Genomic DNA, 1684 nt, shown 5'->3' on the forward strand with positions numbered 1-1684 from the left:
GCGTCCAGCCCACACCCCTCCCGCGTCCTCAGGCCGATCCCCCGGCCTGGCGCCACCGGACAGCGCCGGGCTGGCCGGACGGCCAGGGCCGGGCCGCACGCCACCCGTCACGTCCACGTCCACGTTCACGTCCGTCGCCGGCACACCGCGACCGCGGTCGCCGACCCACGAAGCGAGGTTCCATGTCCCGCCGTCTGTTCACCTCCGAATCCGTCACCGAGGGCCATCCCGACAAGCTGGCCGACCAGATCAGTGACGCGCTGCTCGACGCCTACCTGGCCGGCGACCCCCGGTCCCGGGTCGCGGTGGAGACGCTGCTGACCACCGGCCACGTGCACGTCGCCGGCGAGGTCACCAGCTCCGCCCACGTCGACGTGACCGCGGTCGTGCGCCGCACCCTCATCGACATCGGCTACGACGCCGCGACCGGCTTCGACGGCGCGACCGTCGGCGTGCTCGTGTCCATCGGCGCGCAGTCCGCCGACATCGCCCAGGGCGTGGACCAGGCGTATGAGTCCCGCGTCGAGGGCGGCGAGGACGCGCTGGCCCAGCAGGGCGCGGGCGACCAGGGGATCATGTTCGGCTACGCCAGCGACGAGACCCCCGACCTGCTGCCGCTGCCGATCACGCTGGCCCACCGGCTGGCCCAGCGCCTGTCCGCGGTGCGCCACGAGGGTGTCCTGCCCTATCTGCGCCCGGACGGCAAGACCCAGGTCACGATCGAGTACGACGAGGACGATCGCCCGGTGCGCCTGGACACCGTCGTCGTCTCGGCGCACCACGCGCCCGACGTCGACCTGACCAACCAGCTCATCCCGGACGTCCGTGCGCACGTGATCGAGCCCGAACTCAAGCGCCTCGCCGAGGAGAACCTCGGCGTGGAGGTCGACGGCTACCGGCTGCTCGTCAACCCGACCGGCCGGTTCGAGATCGGCGGCCCGATCGGCGACGCCGGCCTCACCGGCCGCAAGATCATCATCGACACCTACGGCGGCTACGCCCGCCACGGCGGCGGCGCGTTCTCCGGCAAGGACCCGTCCAAGGTCGACCGCTCCGCCGCCTACGCGCTGCGTTGGGTCGCCAAGAACATCGTCGCCGCCGGTCTCGCGCGGCGCGCCGAGCTGCAGGTCGCCTACGCCATCGGCAAGGCCGAGCCGGTCGGGCTGTTCCTGGAGACGTTCGGCACCGAGACCGTCCCGGTGGCCGAGATCACCCGGGCCGTCTCCGAGGTCTTCGACCTGCGCCCGGCGGCGATCATCCGCGACCTCGAGCTGCTGCGGCCGATCTACCGCCAGACCGCCGCGTACGGGCACTTCGGCCGGCCGCTGCCGGAGTTCTCCTGGGAGCGCACCGACCGCGCCGACGCCCTGCGCGCCGCCGCCGGCGCCTGAGCCCAGCCACCGCCACGCCCACCTTTCGGCCGGGCCGCGCCCGCGGCCCGGCCGGCGGGTATCACCCGTCCGCACGAGGGCGTCGCCATGGTGGTGGGAAGCATGGTGGTGGGAAGCGTGGTGGTGGGAAGCGTGGTGGTGGGAAGCGTGGTGGTGGTGTCCTCGCGGTTTGTGGTCGCCACAGGACAGGGCCATGGTGTGCACCGCGGTGCACACCCGTCGCCCCAGCTGGCCACACTGGTCGTGATGACCACGCCACCCCGCCCCGGCCGGGCCTCGGAACGCCCCCGGGA

2 protein-coding genes are annotated in these 1684 nt (G+C 73.3%); both read left to right on the top strand.

Annotated features, from left to right (window positions below):
* Positions 1-182 precede the first annotated feature (182 nt).
* Complete coding sequence (gene metK / locus MXD58_RS27110; RefSeq protein WP_248839063.1) at positions 183-1391, top strand: methionine adenosyltransferase; 1209 nt, start codon at positions 183-185, stop codon at positions 1389-1391.
* A 102-nt stretch (positions 1392-1493) separates the two neighbouring features.
* Positions 1494-1684, top strand: a 191-nt coding sequence (locus tag MXD58_RS27115) for a hypothetical protein (protein ID WP_250610736.1), incomplete at its 3' end; no start/stop codon positions are given.

The sequence above is a fragment of the Frankia sp. AgKG'84/4 genome, from assembly GCF_023242965.2.
GTDB lineage: Bacteria > Actinomycetota > Actinomycetes > Frankiales > Frankiaceae > Frankia.